This window comes from Candidatus Liberimonas magnetica, from assembly GCA_020523885.1.
GTDB lineage: Bacteria > Elusimicrobiota > Endomicrobiia > Endomicrobiales > JAFGIL01 > Liberimonas > Liberimonas magnetica.
Genome location: JAJAPY010000006.1, coordinates 64,238 through 87,757, shown reverse-complemented (window position 1 = coordinate 87,757; position 23,520 = coordinate 64,238). Strand labels below are relative to the sequence as shown.

Below are 23,520 nucleotides of genomic sequence, written 5' to 3'. Positions count from 1 at the left end.
TTTTACCCGGAGGCTATATAAGCTTTAGCCAAGATGGGTTTTACTATAGTTTCACTGCATTCCAAGCGTTACTGTGAATTTTCCCTGGTAATCCAGGGTCACTTCGCTTTTTTCCGGGTCTATTGAAATAATCTTTGATTCGCCCAGCATGTCATTTTCATACAAGAAATGCTCCATATCTCTTTTATCGGAGATTACCGCCTGTTTCCTGCCCTTTTCAAATACGATCCCGTTTAAGCTGTAATTAGCTTCAATTTCTTTCTTTTTGCTGGCAATAAGGTTCTGTTCCTGGTCTGTTCTTTCTTTAGCCTTTCTTTCTTCTTCGGCCTTTTTTAATGCTTCAAGTTCCTCTTTCCTTGCCCTGGTGTCATTTCCTTGCAAAGAAACAGCCCATAAAGGGTTAAAAACATTACGTTTTAAAATTATGGAGTAAGGCGACAGAGTGTTCTCCTCCTGGGGCCTTAAAGGCTGAACAGAAAAAAGCATGAAAAAAACCAGCATCACTAAATGGTTGCTATATTTAAAGTAAATTATCATTAATTGCTGCCTTTCTATTTCTTTATAATGATTTTACATCAACTACAGGATTTCAGCAATCGGTGTTTTCCTTATTTAACTATCTTATTTCCACTGTGCTATTTATCTTTATTACTCAGGCTGTATGCGGACGGGACTACAAGAAGCGTTAACAGCGTTGAAAAGATTACTCCGCCTATGACAGCGATAGCCATGGGGACGCGTATTTCAGCGCCCGGGCCAAGAGCAAGCGCAGGAGGAATGGCTGCTGTAATCGTAGCTATAGAGGTCATAAGTATAGGCCTAAGCCTGACAGGGCAGGCTTCTATAAGCGCCTGGCGTACCGGCATACCCTGCGCCCTGTACTGGTTCGTAAAATCTACAAGAAGGATAGAGTTCTTTTTTACTATGCCCATTAAAAGGATAATCCCGATGAAGCTGTAAATATTTAGCGACTGGTTGCCGATCCAAAGCGCAAGCAGCGCGCCGGATATGCTGAAAGGAAGGGCAAGAAGCACTATGACCGGGTGAAGGTAACTGTTGAACTGGGATGCAAGTACCATATATGAAATGAGTATGCCCATTAGAAGCACAAAAGCAAGGCTTGAAAATGATTCCTTAAAAGTCTGGGCGCTGCCTGTAAATTCAATATGATAACCTGGCGGAAGTATTTGTTTTGCAAGACGCGTTACTTCTTTTAATGCAGCCGTCTGTGATTTGCCGGGAGCAACATTGGCGAATATCGATACAGCGCGCTCCCTGTTTCTTCTTGTAATTGTAAGTGAAGCCGGTTCTTCCACTAAATTTACGATATCTTTTAAATTTACCAATTCACCGCGGTTATTCCAGAGCTGAAGCCTGTTTATATCGTTTGTTTTTAAGCGAGAGGATGGAACGAGCCTTATACGCACGTCATAACGCCTGCCGCTTTCAGTGTATTTTGCTATCGGTTCCCCGCCTACGAGGTAATCTATAGTCTGTCCTAAAGTCTGAACATCAACCCCGCGCTGGGCGGCTTTCTTCCGGTCAGGGTAAACGTGTATCTCGGTTACTTTAGGCAAAAAGTTTGTGTCAACATCAGTCATCAAACTGCTTTTTGAAAGCTCGCGCCTGAGCTTCTCGGAGGTATCGGTAAGGATGTCCCAATCAGGGCCTTCAACGGCGAACTCCACGGGAAACCCCCTCTGAGCGGTAAACCCTGCAAGGGACAGGTCCTGGACAATAACCCTTAGTTTAGGGTCGGTGTTCAACTCTTTTCTAAAAACCGCCATCAGCTCTTTTTGCGAAAGGCGGTGTTTGTGTTCCGGGGATACCGGCCTTTTGCCAGGGGTTTTAAGGGTAACAAATACTATGCCTGAATTAACATCTCCGCCACTAAATCCTCCAATAATAGAAAAGAAATGGTCCACTTCCGGCTTTTTTAAACAATAAGCTTCTATAGCTTTAGCTCTCAGGCTTGTATAGTCAATGGAAGAATCAGGAGGCGTCTGGAACCTCAACAGTAACAGGCTCTGGTCCTGGGGGGGAACAAATTCCTTCCTCAGGGTTTTGAAAAAATATAAAGAAGCAAGAAATAAGATAGTTGTAATCACAATTACTTTCCCGCGCCTGTCAAGCGCCCAGCCAAGCAGGTTCTTATATTTTTTTGCAGTCAGCTTGAACGAAGAATCCACCATTTTTCCGAACCAGGTAGTCCGTTCGCCTACCCGCAAGAACTGAGAAGACCTCATGGGTGTAAGCGTCAGGGCCTCAAGCAGTGAAAGAGCAACAGCTACGGAGATAGTTATGCCGTACTGGAAAAAGAATTTGCCGACAATTCCCGTCATAAAAGCTACAGGAAGAAATATCGCTATAAGAGCCAGTGTCGCGGCAAAGGCAGCAAAGGTAATCTGCCTTGCTCCGGTGCGCGCGGCTTCGACTTTCTCAATGCCCTGTTCCCTGTAGCGTACGATATTCTCAAGGACCATTATAGCGTCATCCACCACTATGCCGACTGCAAGTGAAAGGCCCAGCACAGTGAAGGTGTTCAGCGTAAAACCCAGAAAATAGATAATAAGAAAAGTGCCAAGTATTGAAGTTGGTATAGCAAGAAGTATATTAACCGTAGCAGTAAAGGACCCTAAAAATATCCAGCATACAATGGATGTGGCAAGAGCGGAAAGCAGCAGCGTGATGGTAAGCTCTCTTATGGAATCCCTGATAAAACTTGTCTGGTTAAATACTATGCCAAGAGCCATGCCTTTTGGCATATTCTTTTTCAATGCTTCATATTTCTTTAATACTTTCAAGGATACCGCGACCTGGTTAGAGCCGCGCTGTTTTCTTATGCCAAGCCCAACCGATGTTTTGCCGTTAGTGCGCGATACCCTGCGGATATCATCAAGTCCTTTTTCTATAGTTGCAACCTGTTTTAAATAAATAGGTTTATATACAGGTACCCCTGCGCGTTTTCCGATGACTATGTTTCCAAAATCGTCCGGGTTAGGGGCTTCGCCCATCATGCGCACGTTTTTCTGGATAACAGGTGTTTCTATCCTGCCGGCTGGAAGTTCGATGTGCTGCTGCTGAATGCTGTTTACCACATCGTTTACAGTTATCTGGTTTTTTATAAGTTTTTCATCGTCTACCCACACGCGCAGGTTTTTGTCAACATACCCGCCCAGAAATACTTCGCCGACTCCCTCAACGGTCGTGAACTGGTCTTTCAAATAGTCCTGGACATAACCCATCATCTCCCTGAGCGGAGCATCGCCGTAAACCGAAAGCCAGAGTATAGGCTGGTCTTCCGGGTTAACCTTATTTATTATGGGCGGGTCCATTTCCCTTGGAAGCAGCCTTTGGGCAAGAGCGAGCTTTTGCTGTATCTCCTGCACAGCTACATCTATATCTTTGTTCAGTTCAAATTCAATGGTTATCGAAGCGCTGCCTTGAAGAATGTTGGATGAAACATTGCGTATCCCCTGTATGCCCATCAATGAATCTTCAACAGGGTCGACTATATCGGTCTCCATAACCTCGGGCGCTGCCCCGCGCCAGGACAAAATAATGGAAGCTACAGGAAAATCCACGTCCGGAAGCGCGCTCACCCCCATTCTGAAGTAGCCTATAAAGCCGAAAATCATTAAGGCTGCCATTAGCATCCAGGCAAATACAGGATTTTTTATTGAGATATCTGACAGAGTCATATATTTATCCTTTATTTATTAATTTTGAGATTGTTTGTCTTAATACTTGACTTGTCCGGATGAAACTAAAAGGCGGAAATACGCTCTTTTAACCTCATTGACAGCGTGGACATTGAATCGTCTGGCGTCCTGTAGTTCATGTATGGTTGTCAGAAGTTCAAGGGTGTTTATAAGGTTTAACTTATAATCTTTTAACTGGAAGTTGTAATTTTCTTCGTTTGCCTTTAAGGCGTTATCATAAGCTTCCTTATTTTCAAGAGCATAACGAAAATCTTCATAAAAAGTTGATATCTCAAGCACAGCCTTTCTTTTGGCTGATTCAAATGAAAGCCCTGCTTGCCTTTCTACAGCTACAGCTTCATCAACGTTGCCGGCTGTGTTAGTGAAAGGAATAAGAGGTAGTTCTGCATTTACCAGGGCATCCCAGCTTATGCCTGCATACCTTCCAGTCCCTGTCATGTAATAGCCTGCGTTTAAGTTAATAGAAGGCATAAATCCGGATTTAGCTATGGATACCCTTCTGTGAGCTATCAAATAAGACTGTTTTGCTCCGGCTACATCAGGCCTTGACTCTGCCTCCTTTGTGTAGGTTTCTTCGCTTGAGGGCAAATCAGGGTAGAAAGCACTGTCATTTAAGACGTCAAGCTTATCAAGCCCGGTCAGGTATTTCATCTTCTTTTCTTCATTTGCCTTCTGGTTTTTCAGGGTTTGGAGCTCCACCTGATTATGGTAGTACAAGACCTTTGTGCTTGCTATCTCGCTTTCTCTGGAACGCCCCAGTTTGACCCTTTCTTCAAGGTCTTTTATCCTTTGTTCAATAATGGTTTTTATTTCTTCATAGGTCTTTATTGCTTCTGAATATTCAATGAGATTGTAAAAAGATTCTGAGACTTCGACAAGAAGCGTCTGCCTTGCGCGAAGCTCTTCAAGAGAGCGCTCGATTTGCTCGTCTTTTAGAATAGACAAAGCTGAGAATTCCTTAAACCCGTTGAAAACAGGCTGGCTAAAACTCAGTTTATTTTGAGTATTATCCTGTGACCCGAAGGACTGGGGCAGGGAAGAATCCTGATCTACTCCCTGTTTCAAATAAAGAGCAGAAAAAGAAACCTTTGGGAGCACAGCGCCTACTGCCTGTTTATACCGGCCTTTTGTTTCGTTTCCAGATTCTTTTTTTATAGCTATATCGAGGCTGTTATTAAGAGAATACAGGTAACAATTTTCCAGCGAAAGCCCTTTTTGGTCAACAGGCACATCAGCGCAAAAAACCTTCAATGGGCATATAAGCAATATAACTTCGAGCAAAAAACTAAAGGATATAATTTTATGAAAAAATATATGTTTCATTTAGTGAAAATTCCTGTCTGTTGGCCAACTAAAACCGTACGATGCGGCATGTATCTTTATCGCTGCATTCGAATATCGTTCTTTTGCCAGAGCTTTTGGCTTTTAGCAACGCCGCGTCTAACAAGGAGACCATAGATTCTGCGGTTGTAAGTTTTGTGTTATCGTAACTTGCAAAACTCATGGAAACACTGATAGAAATATCAGAAACCGTTTGATCGTTATGAATGGCTAATTTGTCGAATTCTGTCATTATCTTGTTAGCTATAGGGATGCCGTCTTCCCGCGAGGTGTTTAAAAGAAGGACTATGAATTCATCGCCTCCAAAACGGTATACGCTGTCAGATATCCTTACTGATTTATTAAGAAGCTCGCTTACCGCCATAATTACTACATCCCCGAATTGGTGGCCGTATTTATCGTTAAAGGACTTAAAATCGTCAATGTCTACCATGAGGGTAGAAAAGAACGAGTTGTACCTCTTAGACCTTTCTATCTCCTTTTGCAGGTCATTTAAAAGCAGTATCCTGTCAAAAGTATGTGTCATTTTATCCTGGGTGGCTGCTTTTGCCAGGGTTAGAAATTTGTCTTCAGACACTATTGTAGGAGTGCGTAACTGCGTGGAAATATTCTTAAGAAAATCCAGTGCAGCTACATGAATCCCTATGTTTCGCTTAAGGGCGATTGAAAGGTTCCATTTGTGTTCTATGATTTTTTCTATTGTCATCTGGGCTTTCTTTTCGTCTCCTGCGATCTCATGCGTTATGGTGTAAAGTAGAAAAGTATAAAATTTATTTTTTAACCTATCCTTTATTTCACTTATCCTTTGCTCGTCTTCGCTGCCTGCGACCCTGTCTCCAGCTATAATCTCAACTATCCGGGTATCAATCATTGTTTGCTGCAGGTGTTTGAATTCATCTAAGACTTTAATGAGTTCTAAATTATTCGTAAGCGTATCCATGTAAAAGACTCCTTTCCTGGCAATGTTTTGCTGCTATATTATACGGTTCCTTGAGGCTGTCTACAATTGGTTCATTCGTTATAAGGCTGACTTATTTCCCAAAACCAGAGGGTGACAGGCCAGAACTCCTGCATACAGTGAAAAAAGTCAGAAAAAGGAAGAAACAAACGATTTACTTGCGGGTATAAAAAAGCAATAATAAGAAAGTCAGAATTAAGCGATAAGCAAGAAGTATTAAGAAGAACCTTTTTAATAACACTTAGAGCAAAGCGGCTTATTCTTAATCCTAACCAGGAGGCAATTTATGGACAGAGTAACAGGTTTTGAAATCCCGGCTGCGAATTTGAAGAGAGCGGTGAAGTTCTTTAAAAACGTTTTTGACTGGAAAATAAAAGAAGTGGAGGATGAGTACACTCACGTTGAAACCGTTCCAACGGACAACGAATGGATGCCGAAAGAAAAAGGGGCTGTAAACGGAAGCCTGTATAAAAAAACCTCGAAAGACAAAGGCCCGTTAGTGGTTATCAGTGTAGCATCAATAGATAAAACCTTTGATAAGGTTAAAAAAGCAAAAGGAAAAATCATAGTAAAGAAGACCGGAGCCGGCGAATGGGGATACTGGGCAGTAATAAAAGATACGGAAAGCAACCTGCTTGAATTATGGGAAGATAAATAAGAGAGGAAAATTGAAGATATTTTTATACTCTTTTATAGGTGTTTTTTTGCTGTACATAGTTTTTTTTGCCTATCTGTCCTTTCTTTCTTTGAAAAACAAACAGCCCGGCCTTGTATCGAAAAGGTTGAAACCTTGCCCGCATACTCCGAATTGCGTGTGTAGCGAATATGAGAACAACCCTGGTTTTATAAAGGCTTTTTATTTTGAAGGGCCTGCGGAAAAGGAGTGGGATAGGATAAAGAGGAATATAATAGGTTCAGGTGGGCGCATATTAGTTGAAGAGGATGCTTATATCTGGAGTATATTTAAAACAAGAGTGTTTCGTTTCACCGATGATGTAGAGTTCCGCCTTGATGCAAAAGGCAAAGCGATACACGTCAGGTCAGCTTCAAGAATCGGGAAAGGAGACCTTGGCGCTAACAGAAAACGCATAGAGAAGCTGCGCCTGCTGTTCAATAAGAAAGGATGAATTGGAGTTATGTCCCTTAGCGGTATTTTTTTTGTCTTTATGCCGGTATTCGCTTTCAAGGCAGGCAAGCCTAAACAAAACCTGCAAAAAGCCACTTTTGCCGGCGGCGGCTTCTGGTGTTTAGAATGCACTTTCAGCAAACTGCCAGGTGTAGTTGAAGTTAAATCAGGATATATAGTTGACAATGACAAAAACCTTACTTATACCGAAGTGAAATCCGGCAAAGAAGGTTACAGGGAAGGTATAGAGGTGATATTTGATGGCGAAAAAACGAACTACAAAACCCTGCTTCGGGAGTTTTGGATGGAGATAGACCCTACTGATGCCGGCGGACAGTTCTATGACAGGGGCCAGCACTACACTTCAGCTATCTATTATCATAACGATGAACAAAAGAAAGCTGCTGAAAAAACAAAAAAAGACATTGAGATAACAAGAATATTTTACAAACCGATAGTAACACAGATAGTGCCTGCAGGCAAGTTTTTTAAAGCAGAAGAAAAGCAGCAGGGTTATTGCAGAAAAAACCCGCTCAGGTACAGATATTACAGGTTTAGCTCAGGAAGGGAAAGTTTTATAAAAAAGTCCTGGGGAAGAGGCAAGAACTGTAAGACCTTTCCAACCCCGGAGTTAAAAAAGTTTCTGACTCCCCTTCAATATAAGGTTACCCAGGAATGTGAAACTGAGCCGGCTTTTGATAATGAATACTGGGACAACTACAAAGACGGCCTATATGTTGATATAGTCTCAGGTGAGCCTCTTTTCAGTTCTTTAGATAAATTTGATGCAAAGACAGGCTGGCCGAGTTTTTCAAAACCTCTTGAACCGTTAAATATAGTAGAAAACAGGGTATCGGCTCTTGGGGCAAAAAGGATTGAAGTGCAGAGCAGGCAGGCGGGTTCTCATCTTGGTTTTGTTTTTGACGACGGCCCTAAGCCCGGAGGTTTAAGATACTGTATAAACTCCGCATCGCTCAGGTTCATAGCAAAGGAAGACCTTGGAAAAGAAGGCTTCGGGCAATATGATAAATTATTTAAATAAATAAAAACACAAAATCCGAATGAAAAGGAGCTGATCATGAAACTTTGCATTGTTTTTGTTTTAACTGTATTATTTATAACAGGCGCAGGTTTTGCGAACTGCAACACCTGCGGTATAATAAAGGACGGAACTTGCCCAATTAAATGCAGCGAACCAGCAAGCTTAAAACAAGAGCCGGTAAAGAAAAAGTCAAAGAAACCTAAAAAGGCACAAAAGAAAAAAGAAAGCGTTTTACCCATGGAAGCGCCTGTTAAGTAATAAAAGAAATTTTAATACATACGACATGAAATCTCCTCCCGCAAAGCGGGATCTGGGGATGCCCGGCCTTCGTAGCCATAAAGGCTACTACGGCGGAGTAGGCAATTCAGATGATGTCGCAGTAGGTAGCGTTATTTAAAGAGCCTCAGGCTCCTGCCGGAGGGGCTTGTAAACAGGTAGAATAAAGTCAGCAATATTAAGAATTCGGATATTGTCAGTTTGTAAAATATAATATATAATTTAATAAATTGGTACAAAAGAGCGCTGCTCGCAATACGGGATAGTACATATTAAATCTAACACTAAGGAGTTCGAAATGCCTGAAACGATACTGATAGTTGACGACGAAAAGGAGTTCAGGGAAGAGCTGAAGTGCAGCCTTGAAGAATACAATGTGCTTGAAGCCCCTGACGGGCAGGAAGCCTTAAAAATATTGAGCCGGCCAAATGAGGTTGACCTTGTAATACTTGACGTAAGAATGCCCGGCCTTTCCGGGACAGAGATACTTAAGATTATAAAGAAAAGAGAATCCGGAATCAAAGTCATAATGCTTACAGCTTACAGTTCCAAAGACATAGCCGTAGATTCCCTGCGCGGGCAGGCGAATGATTATCTTGAAAAACCTGTTGATATCGATAAACTAAAATATTCCATAGAAAACCTGCTTGAAGCAAAAAAGAATGCAAACAAACTGGATATCCCGGATGTTAAAGAGAAGATAGAAAGAATAAAACGGTACATAGAAAGGAACTGCTTTAAAAAGGTCTCGCTTGAAGACGCTGCAAAAACAGTAGGCTTAAGCCCGAAATATTTGAGCAGAGTCTTTAACAATGTCGCAGGCCTCGGGTTCATGGATTATAAATTAAAGGTTAAAATAGACAGAGCAAAAGAGATACTGGTATCTACCGGCTGCACGATTAATCAGCTCTCCGACAAGCTCGGGTTTATGAATCCTGAATCTTTTATGCGGATATTTAAAAAGGTGACAGGGCTAACCCCTACAAAGTACAGGAAGAAAGCAATAAAAGCTGAAAAAGCGGCGAAAAAAACAAAAAAAACAAAAAAATCGAAAAGATAATGAAGAACCTGCTTACTCCTCTGAAGTAAATAAAAAATATATGGATAATTCAAGGAAGACAGGGTTGGAAATCGTTGGCGATGTTCCCTGGGGGACACATTTTTGCCAGTTTTATAAAACAAAAAATGACCTTACCGATATCCTCGTGCCCTATTTCAAGGCGGGGCTTGAAAATAACGAGTTCTGCATGTGGGTCACAGCCCAACCTCTTGATAAAGAAGACGCCATTAGCGCATTAAGAAAGTCCTACCCTTCTTTGGATGAAAAAATAAATAATGGGCAGATTGAGTTTCTTTCTTATGAAGAATGGTACAAAATAGACGGGGTTTTTGATGCAGACAGGGTTCTGGCCGGCTGGGTACAGAGGCTTGAAAAAGCTCTAAAAAATGGCTATGAAGGGTTAAGGCTTACCGGCAACACCTTTTTTCTTGAAAAAGAGGATTGGTCCGGTTTTACTTCCTATGAAGAGAAAGTAAATAATGTAATAGGCAATTATAAAATGCTTGCAATGTGCACGTACTCTATAGATAAGTGCGGGCCTAACGAGATAATAGATGTTATGAGCAACCATCAGTTTGCTCTTATAAGAAGGGAAAGCAAGTGGTCGGTCATAGAAAACTCTACGAGCCGGCACCTTGAAAAAGCAGTTCAGGAAAGTGAAGAGAAATACCGGTTGCTTTTTGCCAGAATGCTTGACGGTTTTGCGTTCCATAAAATAATCCTTGATAAAGATAACAAGCCTGTAGATTACGTTTTTCTTGAAATTAATTCAGCGTTTGAAAAGCTTACAGGATTAAAAAAGGAGGACATAATCGGAAAAAAAGTTACAGACGTGCTTCCCGGGATAGAAAACGACCCTGCAGACTGGATAGGCAGGTACGGAAGGGTTTCCTTGACAGGAGAAAAAGCAAAGTTTGAGAGTTACGCAAAAAACCTCGATAAATGGTATTCCATTTCGGCTTATAGCCCTGAAAAAGAATATTTTGTAACATTATTTCAGGATATTACGGAACGCAAAAGAGCCGAAGATGCTCTTAAAGAGAACGAAATAGAATTAAAGACCGCCCAGCGTGTGTCTCAGATGGGAAGCTGGAATCTCGACATTGCCACAAATAAATTACTCTGGTCAGATGAGGTGTACAGGATATTTGAGATAGATAAAGCGGATTTTGGCGCGTCGTATGAAACTTTTCTTTCTTTTATCCATCCGGACGACAGGGATAAGGTAAATAAAGCATACAGCGATTCCTTAAAAAACAAAACATCTTATGATATTGTGCACAGGTTAAAACTGCTTAACGGCAGAATAAAATTTGTCCGCGAGATCTGCGAAACAAAATATGACGATTTGGGCAAACCGGTCAAATCAATTGGCGCTGTGCAGGATATAACTGAACAAAGAATGGCGGAAGAGGTGCTAAAGCGCGACAAGGAAACTTTTGAAAAACTTGTCAATGACAGGACCAACGAGCTTATTAATGCCCAGCTTGAGCTTTCAAAATCAAAAAGGCTTTCTGACATAGGAACCCTGGCTGCGACCGTAGCTCACGAACTGCGCAACCCTCTTGGGGTAATAAGAACAGCTGTGTATAATATAAAAAGAAAAAGCCAGGGCCTGCCTCTTGAGAGCCATATAAACAACATAGAAAAAAAGATTTCAGAAAGCGACCAGATAATTAACAACCTGCTTAGTTATTCTAGAATTAAGATGCCTCATTACGAAAAAGTAAAGATTTATTATCTTATCGATGAATGCATTACCTTTGCAAAAGAAAGGTTTGAAAATAAAAATATTTCCTTCCTTAAAGAGATCGAGCCTATACGGGAAATCAGCGTGGATATTGACCCATTTCAGATGCGTGAAGTCTTTAACAATATTGTGGACAATGCCTGCCATGCAGTTGAGCCTGTAAAAGGCAGGATAACTGTCTCTGCCAGCCTTTCAAGAGACGGGCGTCTGGATATAAGTTTTAAGGATAACGGCACAGGGATAAGTAAAGAAGACCTGAATAAGATATTTGAGCCGTTTTTTACAAGAAAATCCAAAGGCACGGGCCTTGGGCTTACTATTTGCAAAGAACTGGTAGACCTGCACGGCGGGAAACTGAAGATAGACAGCGTAGAGAACAAAGGGACAAAAGTAACGGTCAGTATCCCGCTTAAAAAAGAAATGGCATGATGAAGTTTTTAAGGTATAATAAATAACTTTAGTGAGGTGTTAATGTGAAAACAAAGATCCTTGTTATTGATGATGATGAAGAGATGTGCTCTGAACTTTCCGAGATTCTTAAAAGCGAGGGTTATGATGTGGATAGTGTAAATGAAGGAAAGCAAGGCAAAGAAACTGCCATAAAAGGCGGTTACAGCCTTATTTTACTGGACCTGAAGATCCCAGGTATAACCGGATTTGATATATTGAAAGCTATAAGAAAGAGTAAGGTTAAAGCAAAGGTAATAGTGCTTTCAGGCAGGCCAATGATAAAGGATTTAAAAAAATATGTCGGAAATTACAATGAAGAAGAAGAAAATACCTTAAGCCTGGCAGATGCTGTAATAAACAAGCCTTTTGACATTACAGCGGTCCTTGAGAAAATAAAAAAATTAGTTGAATAATTTGTTAATTTAAACATTAATTTTGTTGATAATGCCTCTTCTTAAATTACAAGAAGAGGTGTTTTTTTTGGTGGGGGGAGTTTTACAGATGATAAACCGCTCTTGGAATAAAGTCAGAAATAAGTAGAACCAGACAATTGGAAAGTAAAGTGTATTTCAATATAATTATCATAAAAGAGGCCCTGATAACATGAAAGAAAATAAAGTGCTGGTGGTTGATGACGATACAATATTTCTTGATGAGCTTAAAGAAATGCTTGTTCTAAGCGGGTATAGCGCAGAGGGTGTTTCGGATTCGGCGATTGTAGTAAGGACAGCTGAAAAAATAAAACCCGATGTAATTCTTCTTGACCTCAAAATGGATGGCAAAAGCGGGTTCCAGGTTGCGGACGACCTGAAGCATTTTCCGGCTACAGCAAGAATACCCATAGTTGCCATGACCGGGTATTTTACGGATAAAACACACAAGTTATTCATGCAGAGGATCGGTATAAATGACTGCATAATAAAACCGTTTAACCCTTTAGATATTATCACAAAGATAGAACAAAACCTGTTAAAAACATAAAAAAAACACCGCCGAAGAGGCGGGGGAGGAAAGAGATGTATTCCCAATACCAGCAGGCCAGCGATTCGAATGAAACAGTAAGGCAGAATACCGCACAGCCCGGCCTTCCGGCAAAATATGGCGATACGCTTATTAAGATAATGCCGAGAGACCCGTTTTGTTTTTATGCATACTGGGAAGTCTCCGGCCCGGACATTGAACGTATGCGTAAAAAGCTTAGCAATGAAAAATATGAAACCAGTAAATGGGTATTAAGGGTTTACGATTTAACAGGCATAGATATAGAAGGGAACAGTGCAAATAATTACTATGACATTCCTGTCAGCAGGGATTGGGATAATTATTATGTAACCGTTAAAACAGCCAACCGTTCATATTCCGCGGCAATAGGAATTATAAGCAGAGAAGGCATATTTATGCCATTTGCCAGTTCAAACGTTATCAGTATGCCGCGCGCTGGATTTTCTCCAATAACCGATGAAAATTGGGCGGAGTTTCAGAAAGAATTAGAAAGGCTGTTTGAAGTTTCAGGAGCGCTCAATGCAGTATCCAGCATCGCAAACATTAAAAGAGTCATAATGGTCCATTTAAAAAATGCAAGTTACCCAAACCCTGTTGCACAAGGAATAAGCAGTTTTAGAAGATGGCCCAGTAAAGATAAAAGGAGTTCATAAGGAAAAAAATCAAATGAAGAAGCGGAAGTGCCTTGCCTGCAACCATGTTTACGATGAAGAAAAAGGCGACCCCAAGAACGCTGTAAGGAGAGGAACCAGGTTTAATGACTTGCCTGATGACTGGTCATGCCCTGTGTGCGGGGTAAACAAAGAATATTATAAAAGATTGTCCGAAGAAAAATAAAAATCTGGCCATGATTACAGAGATTAGTAACTGCGATTACAGTGATACTTCAACGGTGATTAATCATTGTAATCTTGAATTAATCACCGTAATCAAGGGCTGCTGGATTTTTCAGCAGACCCTATTTATTCTGCCTGAAAAAGGCAGGTATGCACTGAAAACCCCGCGCCAAAAGCCGCCGCAAGATACCATTCCCCTTTTCTAAGGCCTTTTTCAACTATGTTTTTCATAACGAACCAGACAGTCGGAGATGACAGGTTGCCGAAGTTTTTAAGGACATAACGAGTCGGTTCAAGGCGCTCTTCCGATAGGCCTAATTCTGTTTTTAGCGCATTTATGACATTCTCTCCACCCGGGTGCAGAGCCCAGCCCGAAATGTTATCCCGGCCTAAGCCATGTTTTTTCAAAAGGTTATCAATGGCCTGCCTTATGATGGGGGCGGCTATTTGAGGAAGGTTTTTGGAAAGATGATTATGCAATTGCCCATCCTGGTGTATAAATCTTATATTTTCGCGGTAGCGAGGTTCAAAATAACTTGCAGAGCCTTTTACAGCAAGGCCTTTTGGCCTGTTCCAGAAAACCATAGCTGCAGCGCCGTCAGCAAACAGCGCATTAGAAACTATCAAACTTAGGTCATTTCCCATTTGAAACGTGCTGCTGCAAATTTCAGTTGAAATACTTAAAATAATACCATCGTTATCTTCCTTTAGGATTGCGCCGCATAATTGCAGGTTCGGTATAGCCCTGCCGCATCCGCTTCCTACAAGGTCGTAGGCTTTAATATCTTGGCGCAAACCGAGCTTTTCTATTAGATACGTTGAAATACCCGGGCATATATAGCCTGTACAGGTATTAACCACAACTGCAGAAAGTTCTTCCGGTTTTAGCCCGGCTTCTTTTAGGGCTTTATTTGCCGCTTCGGCTGAGAGTTCTACTGAATAACGTGTAAAGCGTTCGATTTTTGAATCCGGTTTTTCATCTATAAGACAGGATGGGTCGTTAAAGGCGAAACTTCTTTGCTTAATGCTTGGGTGGCCGAATACCTTACGCGCTATCTCTACGCTTTTTTTCTTAAGCCTGTTAGAGTAATTTGAAAGGATAAACTCGGCAGCTTCTTCCTGCTGGATCATTAGCTGGGGTGTTGCCAAGGCGATAGATGCTACGCGCATACCGGCTGTATTCATAAGCGAGTTCCTATCATGCGTAAAGAACGCCTTAATAAATTAGTGTGTTTCCATAGAGGCCTGCTTAAACCGGTTAAATGAACTAAAGGCAACAGGGTATTTAGCAAAGGGGACTGCAGGAAACCTGAATCTATATAGTTCAGGTGAGTATGTATAGCTCTTTCTATTCTGTTAGCCAAAATCTTCTGTTCAATAAGAGGAGAGATATATGTGAGTGGTTCAAGCATTTCTTCCGGTTTTGCTGTTAAAAGCCCTTCTTCGCGCGCCAAAGCTTCAAGGCCTGTGCCAGGATAGATGCGCAATCCCAGGCTTAGTAACGCCACGTCTTTAGATTTTACATATTTTTGTGCAAACTCTAATGTTTCATCAATGCTTTCTTCTGTTTCTTTCGGCCCTCCCAGAATAAACATCCAGAAACACGGCAGCTTGCTTTCTTGAAGCGCTTCTGCGGCATTGGTTAGATCCTCTAAAGTGTAATTTTTTTGCAAACCTCTAAGGACTCTGTTTGAACCGCTTTCTGCAGATATTCCTATTCCATAAAACCCTGCTTTTTCCATAACGTCAAGAAGGGTTTTATCCATGAACCCCGGGTTAAGGTTGTAAGTTTGAAACCGCGCACCGGTATGTGCTTTGATAAGGCCCTCGCAGAGCTCAAAGGCATGTTCGTACGGGTAATTAAAAACTGCATCAGTGAATTCTATATCTTTTAAACCTGACAAAGATAGGAGTTTTATACGTTCAATTACCTTTTCAACCGGAGCTGCATCGAAACGGTTTCCTTCGCACATCCCATAGGTACAATATATACATTTGAACGGGCATCCCTGTTTTGTTTGTACCGGAATGCTTGCAAGATGGGATGTGTAGGTGTTCATATTCAGCCATTTCTTGAAATCCGGTGTTCTATAAACTGAGGCAGAGATATTCTTATTATCATATTTTTCTTCTGCAGAGGTATGCTTTAGCGTGATAAGCCCTTTGATTTCATCTATTGGCACGTTGTCTTCAAAGCTCTGAATTATTTCAGGAAAAACAAATTCACCAGGGCCGGAAACTGCGCCTTCCGCTTCTGTAAGCTTAAGATAGGCTTCCGGCATTATCCCTACAGCTGTTCCGCCAAGTATTACAGGTGCGCAGGAAACCGAGCGGATCGCTTCTGTTATTTCTTGAACCTGCTTATAGCAGGAAACGGGGTTGGGCATAGAGTTATTGTCTATGTTCCTTACGGAAATCCCTATTAAACCAGGAAGGTGCTTCTTTACCTCATTTCGAACGGCGGAGGCTATATCCTTTTCAAACATAAGGTCAAGGAACCTGACCGTATGCCCTGCCTGTTCGGCAGCTTCAGCCACTCTACATGCTCCGATAGGCATTACAGGCACTGGCTTTCGGGTATTATTAGAGTTTATAATAAGTATATTCATTAATTAAGGTTGTCCTCTCATAACTTATTTTACTACTTAAGCTTGTGCTAAGGAATCGGATAGTTCCGTTATTTGCTGATGTTTTTCCACTTAGTTTTTGCCAAAATATACTATCTTTTTGGAATTATAACCTGATTTATTTTAAACAGAAAATAAGTCAGTAAAATACGGAACCAAGGCATTCAAATGCCTGAACGCATTTTGTATGATTATTCTGGAAATAGTAAAATTCCAAAATCTACGGAAAACCGTGGAAATAAATTTATGTTTTGGAGGCGCTATGGTTAAAGATTTCATAAGTTCAGTTTTCGTTTTGCTTGTTTTGGCCTTTGCATTACAAACAGATGTTTTGGCAAAAATCATAACACGTAACATCGATTATAAAAGCGGGAAGGTGCCTCTTGAGGGTTTTTTGGCTTATGATGATAATCTTAAGGGCAAGCAGCCGGGTGTGCTTATAGTTCATGAATGGAACGGCCAAGGTTCCTATGTTCAGAAAAGAGCTGTGCAGCTGGCTGAACTTGGGTACGTGGCGTTCTGCGCGGATATTTACGGTAAAGGCATAAGGCCGAAAACTAATGAGGAATCGGCAAAACAGGCTGGAATTTACCGCTCAGACAGGAAACTAATGAGGGAGCGGGCCCTGGCTGGGCTTGAAGAACTGAAAAAACAAAAGATTACTGATATAACAAAAACAGCTGCGCTAGGTTATTGTTTCGGAGGAGGGGTGGCGCTTGAACTTGCGCGCAGCGGGGCGGAGGTTAACGGGGTTGTAAGTTTTCACGGTAATTTAGACACTCCCGACCCCTTAAATGCAAAAGCAATCAAAGGAAAGGTGCTTGTTCTTCACGGAGCAAATGACCCCTATGTGTCAAATGAGCAGCTTCTATCTTTTATGAAAGAAATGAAGGACGCCGGTGTAGACTGGGAGCTGAATATATATGCCAACGCGGTACACAGGTTTACAAACTCTGAGGCAGGTGACGACCCTTCAACGGGTGCTGCTTACAACAAACAGGCAGATGAGCGTTCGTGGGATGCCATGAAATCCTTTTTTAACGAGATATTTAAATAATGAAGAAGAATAGATTTTAATCCTGAAAATATTGGAGGCATTATGAAAACAAAAGTGGGTTTGTGGATCGACAAAAAGAAAGCAGTGATTATTTCAATTTCTGATAAAGGGGAAGAAATAAAGGTTGTTAACTCGAACATGGAAAAATATTTTCAACCTTCTAATGGAAATTTTTATAACAATGACTTCGGCAGGAAGGATTTCCCAGCTTATGATATTGTAAAAAGGGATATGGAAATGCATATTCAGAAATTTTATGACAAAATTATATCTCTTATTCATAATGCCGACCCTGTATTTATTTTTGGCCCGGGCCAGATAAAAATAGGGTTAAGAAAAAAAATTGAATCTAATAAATCCATGACCCGCAATGTAAAGATAGAGAACGCGGATAAGTTACCTTACAGCGGGATATTGAAAAGAGTGCGGGATCACTATTTCTCGCACATAAACGGCGGTGATGCCCAGACAGGATATATGCCGCCCGCGGGCATCCCCATAGAACAAAGTCAGTAAAAAAAAGAACCAAACGATTGTTAGCTGGTACCTAATCAGCTAATATGAAATGGCATTGAAATAAGGAGATGATAATATGGGAATAACAATGAATGTATTTTTCGGATTTATTATGGCGATAGTTTCCTTTTACCTGGTTTTTGGCATACTTTCTTTTATCGAATTAAATAAGCTGTTGAATGAAACAGAAGCGCTGGATGACCCTGGTTATGAAGAAAAAAATAGCGATAGTTGACGATGATAATAATTTTTTGGAGGAACTCTCAAGCCTGCTTTCAGGCAATGGATATGACGTATATGCGTATTCAAACGGAAGCGATGCCCTTCGTGAGATACCCCGGGTTATGCCCGACATTATTCTTTTGGACCTTAAAATGGACAAAGTAAGCGGTTTTCAGGTTGCCTATAAGCTTAGAAATATTCAGAAGGCGCGTGATATACCTGTAATTCCCATGACAGGGTATTATACCCAGGATGAGTATGGGCTGATAATGAAAATATGCGGCCTTAAAAACTGTAAATTAAAGCCTTTTGATCCAGGTAAGCTGATGCAGGAAATCTCTGAAACAATAAAAAACACTAAATCAAAATTGTTTGAGGCAGGAGGTGATTTAAAATGAAAAAGGCTAAAAAGAAAGTAAAATCCGCAAAAAAAAGTGCAAAACTGTCAAAGAACAGCAGGCTGGTGTGCGATGTGTGCGGGTTGGAATTAGCTGTTGACGAAATGTGCGCCTGCGACCCTTGCAGCCCTGTCATGTGCTGCGATGAAGAGATGAGGATATGTTAAGATAAATTCAGCTCAATTCATTAACAAGGAGGCATTAATATGAAAGGAATTGTGTGTTCAGTATGCGGGTTTATAGCTATTGACGGGAGTGCTCCGGAGAAATGCCCTGTTTGCAGCGCTCCTAAGAAATCATTCGATGAAAAAGCAGATGCCATAGTAGAGCCGAGCGATAAAACGGAGAAACTCGAAACAAACAGGAAGCATATACCGCAGATAATCGTTAAGAAGCAGTGTAAACTAATACCTGACGGCTGCACGGATGTCAATATAAAGGTAGGCGAAATAACTCACCCGATGCTGCCGGAGCATTTCATAATGTATATCGACTGCTATATAGACAAAAAATATATTTCGAGGACCTACTTGTCGCCTGAAAAGATGAACCCCGCTATAGGGCTTCATTTAAAGGTAGACAACGGCAAGTTTACGACGATCGAGAAATGCAATATCCACGGAGCATGGATGAGCGAAGTGGATTTATAAGCAGTATAAATTAAACAATAATGTCCAAAGATCAATGAAAAAAGATGAAAGCAAAAAGTGATGTCATTCCGGCAAGTAGTAAGCCGGAATCCATAAAAAACAAAACAAAAAAGTGATAAATAACGGAGGTAAAAAAATGAACATTAAAGAAGAGTTGATTAAAATGTTGAACAAAGCCCTGGAACTGGAGCATGCTGCAAGGATACAGTACCTGTCCCATGCTGAGTTAATCAAAGGAGAGAACGCAGAGAAATTAATTGAAAGGTTGAATGAAATAGCCTCTGATGAAAAAAGCCACGAAGAAAAATTCAGGAACCTTATAGGCAACTACCTCGGAGGAGAACCTTCGATGGGCCTTGCCGAAACTCACTTAGCCAGGGAACTTAAAGACATACTTAAAGTTAACCTGAAAGGGGAAAAGGATGCCATTGACTTCTATAAACAGATCTACCAGAAGGTGGTTGACGGTAAAAAAGAACTGCAGTATGAGTTTGAGACCCTGGAACACGATATCCGCCATGTGATAGTTGATGAGCAGGAACATGTTGCTGAGCTTTCTGTTTTACTAGGGATATAACTAAGTAAATCAGTCCTAAGTCCCATGTGCTAAGTCAACAGGCCGAGGTACGGCCCAAGACTTAGAACGTTAGACTTTGGGCTATAATGGAGGAATTACAATGTTTATATTTCATGCAGTTTTGTTGAGTGTTGTACTGGTAGCTTTGGGATATATTTGTTCCTGGACTTCAATGCACGAAAATACATCGAAAGGCCTTTCAGGTTTTGGGAAAGTTATGGCTATTATACTTTATGTTTTTGCCGTGCTTGTTTTAGTGTTCGGCCTCTCATGCGGGCATCATGGTAAAATGGGCTCGATGGCCGGTATGTGCCAGATGGGGCCTCTGGGAAAAATGCATGGTTCCATGGATAGGGGCGGGATGAAGGGAATGAAGAATATGCCTGAAATGATGGATACAAAAGAATCAATTATGAGGCAAATCAACGAATGGAAAATGAATAACCCGAAAGAATGGAAAGAATGCCTTATGGAATCAGAAAAACCTGTATCTGCGAAATAATGCAAAAAACTATGTTTTTCTGTGGCTTGGGGGGAGAAACTGTAAAGCGCCGTCACTATTCTCATTTTTGCGGAATAACGTACGGTGCTTTGGGTTTTGCCGGGATTGGGCAAGAACATACGCGGTATTTTGTGACTTGTTAAGGGCGGGGGCTGCAGCCGCGAAGGTTGATCGAGGGGCTAAAAATGTTATTCAAAAACAGGATAGATGCAGGCAGGAAATTAGCCGATAAAATCGGGAAATCAGGCGCTAAGCTAACCGATCCCTTAGTCTTAGGCATACCAAGAGGCGGGATAGGAGTTGGTTACCCTGTCGCAGATTATCTCAAATGTCCGCTTGAACCTATAACTGTAAGGAAGCTTCCTATTCCCTCAAATGATCAGACGGGTTTTGGCGTAGTGAACCTTGATAAAGAAGTAATATTGAATGACTATTTTCTTGATCAGGGGTATGTGAACAGGGAAGAAATAGACGGAATAGTTAATGAGGTTTACAGGGAAGTGCTTAGAAGAGACAGGATTTACAGGGGAAAACGCCCGTTCCCCGGCCTTGAAAAGCGCACGGTCGTTATAACGGACGACGGGCTGGCCACTGGTTATACAATGCTTGGGGCTGTGCGTTTTGCCAGGAAACGCGGCGCGGGAGAAATAATAGCGGCAACGCCTGTGGCACACAGGGACTCACTGTCCGTGATATCCGAAGAAGTTGATAAGGTTATCTCAGTCCAGGTCAGCAGCGCCCTTCCGTTTGCAGTCGCAGCGTTTTATGAAGAGTTTTACGATCTGACTGATGCGCAGGTCGTTGAGACACTGCAGGACGCCAGGCTGATAAAAAAATAAAGGGCCGTATGCCAGAGTATCGGGGAAACGCCTCCAGCAAAGGATAAGGACAAAATATGCCTAATATAAAAATTTATTCAACTCCCAGTTGCCCGGCATGTAATTCGTTAAAGAAGTTTTTAACAGAAAATAAAATTGAATATGAAAATATAGATGTAAGCAAAGACAGCCAGAAAGCCCGGGAAATGATTGAAAAATCGGGGGAGATGGCTGTGCCTGTTATTGATATAGACGGCAGGATTATTGTTGGTTTCAATGAAACCGAACTTTGGAAAGAATTAAATATTAAATAGAGGATAAATAAATGTATGATCTTATCATTCTAGGAGCAGGCCCTGCCGGGATAACCGCAGGCATATATGCGGCAAGGAAACGAATGAATTTTATCGTCATTTCAAAAGATCTTGGAGGCCAGACTCTCTGGACCAATAATATTGAAAATTATACCGGCTATATGCTTGTAACGGGCCGGCAGCTTGTAGATAAATTTACAGAACAGTTAAACCTGAACAGAATAAAGATTCAAGAAAATGAAATAGTAGAATCTGCCGTAAAAGGCAACGAGGGGCATTTCTCTATTAAAACCGGCAAGGCTAATTATAAAACAAAAACAGTAATCATAGCAACTGGCAGGGCGCACAAAAAACTCGGCATACCCGGTGAAGACGAATTCAGGAATAAAGGGGTTGCCTACTGCGCAACCTGTGACGCTCCATTGTTTGCGGGCAAGGATGTCGCGGTTGTCGGAGGCGGAAATTCAGGGCTTGACGCCGTTGTCCAGCTTTCAAATGTAGCAAACAAGGTTTACGTAATTGAAAAAGAAGACTCGTTTAAAGCTGACCCCGGCATAATGGATAAAGTTATAAATAATTCCAGGGTAGAGGTTTACAGAGGTTCAACTATGGAAGAAATATACGGCGACAGGTTCGTAAAGGGCGTTAAAATAAAACATGGCGGCAGCCGGCTGGATATAAGCGTCGCAGGAGTCTTTGTTGAAGTCGGGGCGGAGCCTTCCTCTGATTTTATTAAGATAGTGAATAAGAATGACAAAAACGAGATATTAGTTGACTGCAGGTCAAGGACAAGTGTGCCGGGTATTTTTGCCGCCGGGGATGTAACCGATGTGCCGGCAAAACAGATAATCGTCGCCTGCGGGGAAGGCGCAAAAGCAAGCCTGGCAGCTTTTTCTTATATAAACAGCGCCAACTAAAAAAATCTGGCTGGAGGATTAGGATGAAAGAATATAGGAAAATTATACCTGCTTTGCTAATCATTTTCTTAGGGACGGGCGCGCTGGCAGTAGTGCCTCCCCGTATTAAAACAGTGCCTGCTGATTCGGCGGCTTCTATTCAGGCGAAAGATTTTTCCGTCTTACTCGGTATGGAAGGTTTCAGCGATACCCTGTTGAACAATCACTTTAAGCTTTACCAGGGGTATGTAAAAAACACTAATTCCATTTTAGAAAAGCTTGGCATTCTAGCTGCCAATAATAAGGATAACACTCCGGAATACGCAGAATTAAAACGCAGGCTGGGATGGGAACTTAACGGAGCGCTGCTGCATGAATATTATTTTGAAAACCTGGGCGGGACGGGCGGCCCGGAAGAAGGCAGCGCTTTGTATGAGAATATAACTGAGAGTTTTGGAAGTTTTGAGCTTTGGAAAAAGGATTTTACTTCAACTGCAGCAATGCGCGGGATAGGCTGGGCCATACTCTGCCTGGAGCCGCGTACAGGGAAACTTATAAATGTATGGGTCACTGAACACGATACAGGGCAAATCGCAGCTGCAAAGCCGCTGGCGGTGCTGGATGTCTTTGAACACGCTTATATGACAGATTACCAGATAGACCGGGGTAAATATATTGCGAGCTTCTTTAAGAAACTGAATTGGGCTATAGTCAAAAAAAGATTCGATAAAGCGAATGAGGAAACAGGAACTTTGATTTCAGCCAATGAGGACCTCATGCGTGAACATGGCGTTATCAGCCGGCTGCTGCTCATTTATGAAGAGATAATAAAGCGCATAAATAATAATGAGGTGTTTCCTGCTGAACCTCTTTCCCAATCAACCGATATTGTCAGCAGTTTTATCCAGGGTTACCATGAAGTTCTTGAGGAAAAATATATTTTTGACAGGTTCCGTAAAACAAACAATCTTGCTTATATGATAGCTGCCCTTGAAGAACAGCATAAAGCAGGGCGTAAAATAACCTATGCTATAAAGGCTCAACAAAATGCGCCGGATAAAAACAGATTGGCAAGTTCTCTGCGTGCCTTTATTAATATGTACCGGCCGCATAAAGCCCAGGAAGACACTGTTTTATTCCCGGCGTTTCGTAACATCGTTCCGCCTGATGAGTATGCAGGATTGGCAGAACAATTTGAGAAAGAAGAAGAAATAGTTTTTGGAAAAGGCGGGTTTAAAAAGGTAGCCAGTCAAGTTGAAGAAATAGAAAAATCTCTGGGTATCAATGAACTCTCTAAATTTACCCCTTGAGAACAGGGCATGTTTAGAGCGAAAAATATTATTACAGGCGACATGAAAACCCATCCTTCGTCCGCCACAG

General features: G+C 41.5%; 28 protein-coding genes and 1 pseudogene. 23 read left to right on the top strand and 6 right to left on the bottom strand.

All coding sequences use genetic code 11. The annotated features are described in order from the left end of the window. Window positions 1-51: 51 nt before the first annotated feature. From LHV68_06425 to LHV68_06410, 4 genes are all read right to left on the bottom strand, one after another. Window positions 52-537 carry a hypothetical protein gene (locus LHV68_06425; protein ID MCB4791507.1) on the bottom strand — a complete coding sequence of 162 codons (486 nt, stop codon included), beginning with the start codon at window positions 535-537 and terminating at the stop codon, window positions 52-54. 98 nt (window positions 538-635) lie between these two features. Beyond that, complete coding sequence (locus LHV68_06420; protein ID MCB4791506.1) at window positions 636-3,701, bottom strand: efflux RND transporter permease subunit; 3,066 nt, start codon at window positions 3,699-3,701, stop codon at window positions 636-638. A 39-nt stretch (window positions 3,702-3,740) separates the two neighbouring features. After that, window positions 3,741-5,045, bottom strand: coding sequence for a TolC family protein (locus LHV68_06415; protein ID MCB4791505.1), 1,305 nt, complete (start codon window positions 5,043-5,045; stop codon window positions 3,741-3,743). A gap of 28 nt (window positions 5,046-5,073) precedes the next feature. Next, entirely contained in the window at window positions 5,074-6,003 is a 930-nt protein-coding gene (locus LHV68_06410; protein ID MCB4791504.1) for a GGDEF domain-containing protein, read from the bottom strand. Between the two features lie 304 nt (window positions 6,004-6,307). Between LHV68_06410 and LHV68_06405 the strand changes: the two genes are divergently transcribed. The 10 genes from LHV68_06405 (at window position 6,308) to LHV68_06360 (ending at window position 13,564) form a co-directional block, all read left to right on the top strand. Continuing rightward, window positions 6,308-6,679, top strand: a complete 372-nt coding sequence (locus LHV68_06405; protein ID MCB4791503.1) for a VOC family protein — start codon at window positions 6,308-6,310, stop codon at window positions 6,677-6,679. Between the two features lie 10 nt (window positions 6,680-6,689). After that, entirely contained in the window at window positions 6,690-7,148 is a 459-nt protein-coding gene (locus LHV68_06400) for a DUF1499 domain-containing protein (protein ID MCB4791502.1), read from the top strand. Between the two features lie 9 nt (window positions 7,149-7,157). Further along, window positions 7,158-8,189 carry a peptide-methionine (R)-S-oxide reductase MsrB gene (msrB, locus tag LHV68_06395; GenBank protein ID MCB4791501.1) on the top strand — a complete coding sequence of 344 codons (1,032 nt, stop codon included), beginning with the start codon at window positions 7,158-7,160 and terminating at the stop codon, window positions 8,187-8,189. A 36-nt stretch (window positions 8,190-8,225) separates the two neighbouring features. Further along, complete coding sequence (locus LHV68_06390) at window positions 8,226-8,447, top strand: hypothetical protein (GenBank protein ID MCB4791500.1); 222 nt, start codon at window positions 8,226-8,228, stop codon at window positions 8,445-8,447. Between the two features lie 316 nt (window positions 8,448-8,763). After that, window positions 8,764-9,525, top strand: a complete 762-nt coding sequence (locus tag LHV68_06385) for a response regulator (protein ID MCB4791499.1) — start codon at window positions 8,764-8,766, stop codon at window positions 9,523-9,525. Window positions 9,526-9,565: 40 nt separating this feature from the next. Continuing rightward, window positions 9,566-11,704, top strand: coding sequence for an MEDS domain-containing protein (locus tag LHV68_06380; protein MCB4791498.1), 2,139 nt, complete (start codon window positions 9,566-9,568; stop codon window positions 11,702-11,704). A 44-nt stretch (window positions 11,705-11,748) separates the two neighbouring features. Then, window positions 11,749-12,138, top strand: coding sequence for a response regulator (locus tag LHV68_06375; protein MCB4791497.1), 390 nt, complete (start codon window positions 11,749-11,751; stop codon window positions 12,136-12,138). Window positions 12,139-12,328: 190 nt separating this feature from the next. Then, window positions 12,329-12,706 (top strand): response regulator, encoded by a 378-nt coding sequence (locus LHV68_06370; GenBank protein MCB4791496.1) that lies wholly within the window; start codon window positions 12,329-12,331, stop codon window positions 12,704-12,706. Window positions 12,707-12,741: 35 nt separating this feature from the next. Beyond that, window positions 12,742-13,380: a DUF4912 domain-containing protein gene (locus LHV68_06365; protein ID MCB4791495.1), complete on the top strand. Its 639-nt coding sequence runs from the start codon at window positions 12,742-12,744 to the stop codon at window positions 13,378-13,380. A gap of 13 nt (window positions 13,381-13,393) precedes the next feature. Continuing rightward, window positions 13,394-13,564 (top strand): rubredoxin, encoded by a 171-nt coding sequence (locus LHV68_06360; GenBank protein ID MCB4791494.1) that lies wholly within the window; start codon window positions 13,394-13,396, stop codon window positions 13,562-13,564. Window positions 13,565-13,689: 125 nt separating this feature from the next. On the opposite strand, the gene LHV68_06355 is transcribed toward LHV68_06360, so the two are convergent. Together LHV68_06355 and LHV68_06350 are read right to left on the bottom strand one after the other, a co-directional pair. Continuing rightward, window positions 13,690-14,748 (bottom strand): type III polyketide synthase, encoded by a 1,059-nt coding sequence (locus LHV68_06355; protein MCB4791493.1) that lies wholly within the window; start codon window positions 14,746-14,748, stop codon window positions 13,690-13,692. Then, complete coding sequence (locus LHV68_06350; GenBank protein ID MCB4791492.1) at window positions 14,745-16,172, bottom strand: radical SAM protein; 1,428 nt, start codon at window positions 16,170-16,172, stop codon at window positions 14,745-14,747. The genes LHV68_06355 and LHV68_06350 overlap by 4 nt, the downstream gene beginning before the upstream one ends. A gap of 280 nt (window positions 16,173-16,452) precedes the next feature. On the opposite strand from LHV68_06350, the gene LHV68_06345 reads away from it, so the two are divergent. The 13 genes and pseudogenes from LHV68_06345 (at window position 16,453) to LHV68_06285 (ending at window position 23,450) form a co-directional block, all read left to right on the top strand. Next, window positions 16,453-17,247: a dienelactone hydrolase family protein gene (locus tag LHV68_06345; GenBank protein MCB4791491.1), complete on the top strand. Its 795-nt coding sequence runs from the start codon at window positions 16,453-16,455 to the stop codon at window positions 17,245-17,247. Between the two features lie 42 nt (window positions 17,248-17,289). After that, window positions 17,290-17,763, top strand: coding sequence for a hypothetical protein (locus LHV68_06340; GenBank protein ID MCB4791490.1), 474 nt, complete (start codon window positions 17,290-17,292; stop codon window positions 17,761-17,763). 76 nt (window positions 17,764-17,839) lie between these two features. Next, entirely contained in the window at window positions 17,840-17,998 is a 159-nt protein-coding gene (locus tag LHV68_06335) for a hypothetical protein (GenBank protein MCB4791489.1), read from the top strand. Then, window positions 17,973-18,383: a response regulator gene (locus tag LHV68_06330; GenBank protein MCB4791488.1), complete on the top strand. Its 411-nt coding sequence runs from the start codon at window positions 17,973-17,975 to the stop codon at window positions 18,381-18,383. The genes LHV68_06335 and LHV68_06330 overlap by 26 nt, the downstream gene beginning before the upstream one ends. After that, window positions 18,380-18,550: a hypothetical protein gene (locus LHV68_06325; GenBank protein ID MCB4791487.1), complete on the top strand. Its 171-nt coding sequence runs from the start codon at window positions 18,380-18,382 to the stop codon at window positions 18,548-18,550. Before LHV68_06330 ends, LHV68_06325 begins: the two co-directional genes overlap by 4 nt. Window positions 18,551-18,589: 39 nt before the next feature. After that, entirely contained in the window at window positions 18,590-19,033 is a 444-nt protein-coding gene (locus LHV68_06320) for a hypothetical protein (GenBank protein ID MCB4791486.1), read from the top strand. Window positions 19,034-19,169: 136 nt separating this feature from the next. Beyond that, a complete protein-coding gene (locus LHV68_06315; protein MCB4791485.1) occupies window positions 19,170-19,610 on the top strand; it encodes a ferritin-like domain-containing protein in 441 nt (146 codons plus the stop codon). A gap of 100 nt (window positions 19,611-19,710) precedes the next feature. Next, the gene (locus tag LHV68_06310; protein ID MCB4791484.1) at window positions 19,711-20,112 is read left to right on the top strand and encodes a hypothetical protein; all 402 of its coding nucleotides are present in this window, start codon (window positions 19,711-19,713) and stop codon (window positions 20,110-20,112) included. A gap of 185 nt (window positions 20,113-20,297) precedes the next feature. Beyond that, window positions 20,298-20,951, top strand: a complete 654-nt coding sequence (locus LHV68_06305) for a phosphoribosyltransferase (protein ID MCB4791483.1) — start codon at window positions 20,298-20,300, stop codon at window positions 20,949-20,951. A gap of 56 nt (window positions 20,952-21,007) precedes the next feature. Continuing rightward, complete coding sequence (locus tag LHV68_06300) at window positions 21,008-21,244, top strand: thioredoxin family protein (protein ID MCB4791482.1); 237 nt, start codon at window positions 21,008-21,010, stop codon at window positions 21,242-21,244. 11 nt (window positions 21,245-21,255) lie between these two features. Further along, a complete protein-coding gene (locus tag LHV68_06295; GenBank protein ID MCB4791481.1) occupies window positions 21,256-22,161 on the top strand; it encodes an FAD-dependent oxidoreductase in 906 nt (301 codons plus the stop codon). A 170-nt stretch (window positions 22,162-22,331) separates the two neighbouring features. Further along, window positions 22,332-22,862: pseudogene (locus LHV68_06290) on the top strand (Fe-Mn family superoxide dismutase). A gap of 54 nt (window positions 22,863-22,916) precedes the next feature. Next, entirely contained in the window at window positions 22,917-23,450 is a 534-nt protein-coding gene (locus tag LHV68_06285) for a hemerythrin domain-containing protein (GenBank protein MCB4791480.1), read from the top strand. Window positions 23,451-23,520 lie beyond the last annotated feature (70 nt).

Bases quoted from the DNA above. Each gene is read 5' to 3' on its own strand.
- LHV68_06425 (MCB4791507.1), bottom strand. From the start codon at position 537: ATGATAATTTACTTTAAATATAGCAACCATTTAGTGATGCTGGTTTTT.
- LHV68_06420 (MCB4791506.1), bottom strand. From the start codon at position 3,701: ATGACTCTGTCAGATATCTCAATAAAAAATCCTGTATTTGCCTGGATG.
- LHV68_06415 (MCB4791505.1), bottom strand. From the start codon at position 5,045: ATGAAACATATATTTTTTCATAAAATTATATCCTTTAGTTTTTTGCTC.
- LHV68_06410 (MCB4791504.1), bottom strand. From the start codon at position 6,003: ATGGATACGCTTACGAATAATTTAGAACTCATTAAAGTCTTAGATGAA.
- LHV68_06405 (MCB4791503.1), top strand. From the start codon at position 6,308: ATGGACAGAGTAACAGGTTTTGAAATCCCGGCTGCGAATTTGAAGAGA.
- msrB (MCB4791501.1), top strand. From the start codon at position 7,158: ATGTCCCTTAGCGGTATTTTTTTTGTCTTTATGCCGGTATTCGCTTTC.
- LHV68_06390 (MCB4791500.1), top strand. From the start codon at position 8,226: ATGAAACTTTGCATTGTTTTTGTTTTAACTGTATTATTTATAACAGGC.
- LHV68_06385 (MCB4791499.1), top strand. From the start codon at position 8,764: ATGCCTGAAACGATACTGATAGTTGACGACGAAAAGGAGTTCAGGGAA.
- LHV68_06380 (MCB4791498.1), top strand. From the start codon at position 9,566: ATGGATAATTCAAGGAAGACAGGGTTGGAAATCGTTGGCGATGTTCCC.
- LHV68_06370 (MCB4791496.1), top strand. From the start codon at position 12,329: ATGAAAGAAAATAAAGTGCTGGTGGTTGATGACGATACAATATTTCTT.
- LHV68_06365 (MCB4791495.1), top strand. From the start codon at position 12,742: ATGTATTCCCAATACCAGCAGGCCAGCGATTCGAATGAAACAGTAAGG.
- LHV68_06360 (MCB4791494.1), top strand. From the start codon at position 13,394: ATGAAGAAGCGGAAGTGCCTTGCCTGCAACCATGTTTACGATGAAGAA.
- LHV68_06355 (MCB4791493.1), bottom strand. From the start codon at position 14,748: ATGAATACAGCCGGTATGCGCGTAGCATCTATCGCCTTGGCAACACCC.
- LHV68_06350 (MCB4791492.1), bottom strand. From the start codon at position 16,172: ATGAATATACTTATTATAAACTCTAATAATACCCGAAAGCCAGTGCCT.
- LHV68_06345 (MCB4791491.1), top strand. From the start codon at position 16,453: ATGGTTAAAGATTTCATAAGTTCAGTTTTCGTTTTGCTTGTTTTGGCC.
- LHV68_06340 (MCB4791490.1), top strand. From the start codon at position 17,290: ATGAAAACAAAAGTGGGTTTGTGGATCGACAAAAAGAAAGCAGTGATT.
- LHV68_06335 (MCB4791489.1), top strand. From the start codon at position 17,840: ATGGGAATAACAATGAATGTATTTTTCGGATTTATTATGGCGATAGTT.
- LHV68_06330 (MCB4791488.1), top strand. From the start codon at position 17,973: ATGAAGAAAAAAATAGCGATAGTTGACGATGATAATAATTTTTTGGAG.
- LHV68_06325 (MCB4791487.1), top strand. From the start codon at position 18,380: ATGAAAAAGGCTAAAAAGAAAGTAAAATCCGCAAAAAAAAGTGCAAAA.
- LHV68_06320 (MCB4791486.1), top strand. From the start codon at position 18,590: ATGAAAGGAATTGTGTGTTCAGTATGCGGGTTTATAGCTATTGACGGG.
- LHV68_06315 (MCB4791485.1), top strand. From the start codon at position 19,170: ATGAACATTAAAGAAGAGTTGATTAAAATGTTGAACAAAGCCCTGGAA.
- LHV68_06310 (MCB4791484.1), top strand. From the start codon at position 19,711: ATGTTTATATTTCATGCAGTTTTGTTGAGTGTTGTACTGGTAGCTTTG.
- LHV68_06305 (MCB4791483.1), top strand. From the start codon at position 20,298: ATGTTATTCAAAAACAGGATAGATGCAGGCAGGAAATTAGCCGATAAA.
- LHV68_06300 (MCB4791482.1), top strand. From the start codon at position 21,008: ATGCCTAATATAAAAATTTATTCAACTCCCAGTTGCCCGGCATGTAAT.
- LHV68_06295 (MCB4791481.1), top strand. From the start codon at position 21,256: ATGTATGATCTTATCATTCTAGGAGCAGGCCCTGCCGGGATAACCGCA.
- LHV68_06285 (MCB4791480.1), top strand. From the start codon at position 22,917: ATGCGTGAACATGGCGTTATCAGCCGGCTGCTGCTCATTTATGAAGAG.